Source organism: Streptosporangium sp. NPDC000563 (assembly GCF_040299985.1).
Classification (GTDB): Bacteria; Actinomycetota; Actinomycetes; order Streptosporangiales; family Streptosporangiaceae; genus Streptosporangium.
The window spans coordinates 1-4,175 of the sequence record NZ_JBEPDA010000063.1 but is presented as its reverse complement, the minus strand read 5'-3'; the positions used below and the strand labels follow the sequence as shown (position 1 = coordinate 4,175).

Below are 4,175 nucleotides of genomic sequence, written 5' to 3'. Positions count from 1 at the left end.
CGTGAGTGGGGTGGGGTGCGGCGGGCGGGGGTGTCGTCGTTCGGGATCAGTGGGACCAACGCGCATGTCATCCTCGAACAGGCACCCGACGACCCCGCCGAGACACCGAATGTCTCCGGCCACGCCGATCGGCCCGCGACCGCGCCCGCTCCCCCCGTGCTGTTGTCCGGGGACAGCCCCGCCGCTCTGCGCAGGCAGGCCGAGGCGCTGGCCGACCACCTTCAGGCCCATCCGGGGCTGGACCCGCGTGACGTGGCGGCCACCCTCGTCTCCAGGGCGCGGCTCGGCCACGGCGCCGCCGTACTCGCCGACCACCTGCCCGCCCTGCGCGCCCTGGCACGGGGCGAACTCCACGACGAGGTCGTCACCGGCGAGAAGGCCCCGGGCAGGACGGTCTTCGTCTTCCCCGGCCAGGGATCGCAGTGGCCCGAGATGGCCCGTGCGCTCCTGGACTCCGACCACACCTTCCGCGCCGAGATCGAGGCCTGCGAGGAGGCGTTCGCCGGGCACACCGACTGGTCCCTCACCGCCGTGCTCCGTGGCGACGTCGGCGCGCCACCACTGGAGCGCGTCGACGTCGTGCAGCCGGTGCTCTTCGCGATGATGGTGTCGCTCGCGGCGATGTGGCGCGCCGCCGGAGTGCGGCCGGACGCCGTCGTCGGGCACTCACAGGGCGAGATCGCCGCGGCCTACGTGGCGGGCGCGCTGTCGCTGGCGGACGCCGCGAAGATCGTCACACTCCGCAGCAGGGCGATCGCCCGCATCGCGGGGAACGGCGGCATGGTGTCGGTGGCGTTGGGCGCCGACGAACTGGCCCGGGTCCTGACGCGCCGGCCGGGGGAGATCGAGATCGCGGTGCGCAACGGACCACGCTCCACGGTGGTCGCGGGAGGCGCGGACGCCCTCGACGAACTGCTCGCGTGGTGCGACGAGCAGGGCGTGCGCGCCCGCCGCGTCCCGGTGGACTACGCCTCGCACACCCGACACGTCGAACCCCTGCGCGAGGACCTGCTGGAGACGCTCACCGGCCTGGAACCGAGGCCGGCCGAGATCGCGTTCCACTCCTCGGTGACCGGGGAACCGGCCGACACCGCCACGCTCGACGCCGGGTACTGGTATCGGAACCTCCGCGAGACCGTGGAGTTCGAAGCCGCCGTCCACGGCCTGCTCGACACGGGACACCACCGGTTCGTCGAGGTGAGCCCGCACCCGGTGCTCACCGTGGCCGTCGAGGAGATCCTCGCCGAGCGGGGCCTGCCCGGGCTGGCGGGCGGCACGCTGCGGCGCGGCGAGGGCGGCACGGAGACGTTCCGCCGCGCCCTCGCCGTGGCCCACCTCGGCGGCGTCCCCGTCTCCTGGACGACGACGGGCACCTCTGTCGTGGACCTGCCGACCTACCGGTTCGAGCGCGAGCGCTACTGGCTCACCCCCTCCGCCGGCTCGGCCCTGGCATCCGGGCTCGGGCCGTCCGCCGTCCGCCACCCGCTGCTGGGGGCGATGGTCGCGCTCGTGGACGGCGGCGCGGTGCTGACCGGCCGACTCGACACGGCGGCGCAGGGGTGGCTCGCCGACCACTCGGTGTTCCGCACCGTGCTGGCACCCGGCACGGTTCTCGCCGAACTCGCCACGCGGGCCGGGGACCTCGTCGGCTGCTCCGAGGTGCGCGAGCTGACCGTCCAGGCGCCTCTCGTCCTCACCCACGGGCGCCCGGCGCCGCTGCAGGTGCTCGTCGCGGCCCCCGACGAGCATGGCCGCCGGACCGTGGAGGTGCACGCGCGCTCGTCCGAGAACGCGCCGTGGACCCGGCACGCGGCCGGGACCCTCGCCCCCGGGACGACAGGGGCCACGCGGGTCGCATGGCCTCCCCCCGGAGCCGAGAGCGTCGACGTCACCGACGTGTACGCACGGCTGTACCGGCTCGGCTACGACTACGGCCCGGCCTTCCAGGGGCTGGCCGCCGTATGGCGAGCCGGCGACGACGGCGACGGCGACGACGGCGACGGCGACGACGGCACGGTCTATGCCGAGCTCGTCGCGGCCGAGGCCCAGGGTACCGCGGGTGAGGATTTCGTCCTTCACCCGGCACTGCTCGACGCCGCTCTGCATCCGGTGGTGGCAGGGCTGGCCGGACTCGCCGACCCCGACCCGGACCACCCTCTCCTGCCGTTCGCCTTCGAGGGCCTGCGCCTGACCGGCGGGGCGAAGCGAGGGCGGGAAGGGCTGCGGGCGCGCATCGAGCCGCTCGGCGCCTCCCGGTTCCGCTACACCTTCGCGGACCTGGAAGGAGAGGTCGTCGGCGCCGTCGAGTCCGTGGCGTTCCGCCCGGCCGCCCGCGCCGAACTCGCCGCGGCCCGCCCCGAGGCCGACACCTACCGGGTCGGCTGGGAGCGACCGGCCGAGACGGGTCCGGCTCCCGGGAACGTCGTCGTGCTCGGCGGCTTCAGTAGCCCCGACGGCCCCGACGACCCAGGTGGCCCCGGTGGCCTCGTCACGACGGACGGGGACGTCGGCGTGGTCGACGACCTGCTGTCGGCGGCCGGCGCCGGGGCCGTGCTCGTGCCCGTGGGCGGGCGGACGGGCGACGTGGTCGCGGAGGCGTACGAGCGGACCGCCGCCGTCCTGGGACTGCTCCAGGAGTGGCTCCGCCATCCCGGTTTCGACGGTATCCGGCTCTCGGTCGTGGTGGCCGAGTCCGACCTCGCGTCCGCCCCGGTCCGTGGTCTGGTCCGCACCGCCGCCGCCGAACACCCCGGCCGGTTCACCCTGGTCACCGTCGACGGTCCCGCCGCCGCCGCGCTGCTCGCCGCCGAGCACGGCGAACGCGAGGTGGCCGTACGCGGCGGCGAGCTGCTGGTGCCCAGACTCGCCTCCCACGACCTCGGCGGGAACACCCCCCACGACTCCGCCCCCCACGACTCCGCCTCCCGCGACTCCGGATCCCGCGACTCCGGATCCCCGGTGGGGACATCGGCCGGCACCGTCCTCGTCACCGGAGGCACCGGAACCCTCGGCACGCTGGTCGCCCGCAGGCTCGCCGCTTCGGCGAACCCTCCGCACCTGCTGCTGGTGAGCCGCTCGGGGCCGCGAGCGCCGGGCGCCGAGGACCTGGCCGAGGAACTCACCGCGACCGGAGCCGGGGTGAGCGTGGTGGCCTGCGACGTCGCCGACCGTGCGGCCGTGGCGGAACTGCTGGAGTCCATCCCCGCGGACCGCCCGCTCAGGTCGGTGATCCACACCGCGGGACTGCTCGCGGACGCCACGGTCACCGGGATGACCACCGAGGAACTGGCCGTCGCGCTGCGGCCCAAGGTGGACGCGGCGTGGCACCTGCACGAGCTGACCGCGGGCCTCCCCCTGGAGGGCTTCGTGCTCTTCTCCTCCGCCGTGGCCACATTCGGCGTACCCGGGCAGGCGAACTACGCGGCCGCCAACGCCTTCCTCGACGCACTGGCCGAGCACCGGCGCCGTGCCGGTCTGCCGGCCACGGCCGTCGCCTGGGGCCTGTGGGAGGAGGCGAGCGCGATGACCGCCCACCTCGGCGTGGCCGACCGCGCCCGGCTCGCCAGGCACGGTGTCGGCACGGTCGAGACCGGCCGCGCGCTGGACGTGCTCGAACGGGTGCGTGACGCCCACACCGTGGTGTCCCCGCTGGACGAGGGCGTGCTGCGGGACGAGGCGGCGGCGGGCCGCCTGCCCGCCCTGTTCTCCGGAATCGTCAAGCCGCCCGCCGCGGCCCGGCGGACGACGGCCGACGGTGCCTGGGCGCGGCGGCTGCGGGCCGAACCGCCACACGAGCGGTCTAGAACCGTCACCGGGTTCGTACGCGAACAGGCCGCGGCCGTCCTCGGCCGCGAGGACGCGAACGGGGTGGGCGCGGACCGGCCGCTGAAGGAGCTCGGCTTCGACTCGCTGACCGCCGTCGAGCTGCGCAACCGGCTCAACACGCTCACCGGCCTCACCCTGCCCCCCACCGTCGCCTTCGAGTTCCCCACCGTCGCGGCGCTCGCGGGGCACCTGCTGGACGCCCTGTCGGCACAGGAGAGCACCGCACCCGTGACCGTGAAGGGAACCGACGTCTCGGACCCGGTGGTGATCGTGGGGATGGGGTGCCGGTTTCCCGGTGGGGTGGCCTCGCCCGAGGATTTGTGGGAGCTGGTGGCGTCGGGGACGGACGC

1 protein-coding gene is annotated in these 4,175 nt (G+C 75.2%); it reads left to right on the top strand.

Annotated features, from left to right (window positions below; genetic code table 11):
- The coding region (locus ABT352_RS40595; protein ID WP_350950423.1) for a type I polyketide synthase at window positions 1–4,175 on the top strand (4,175 nt) is incomplete at both ends.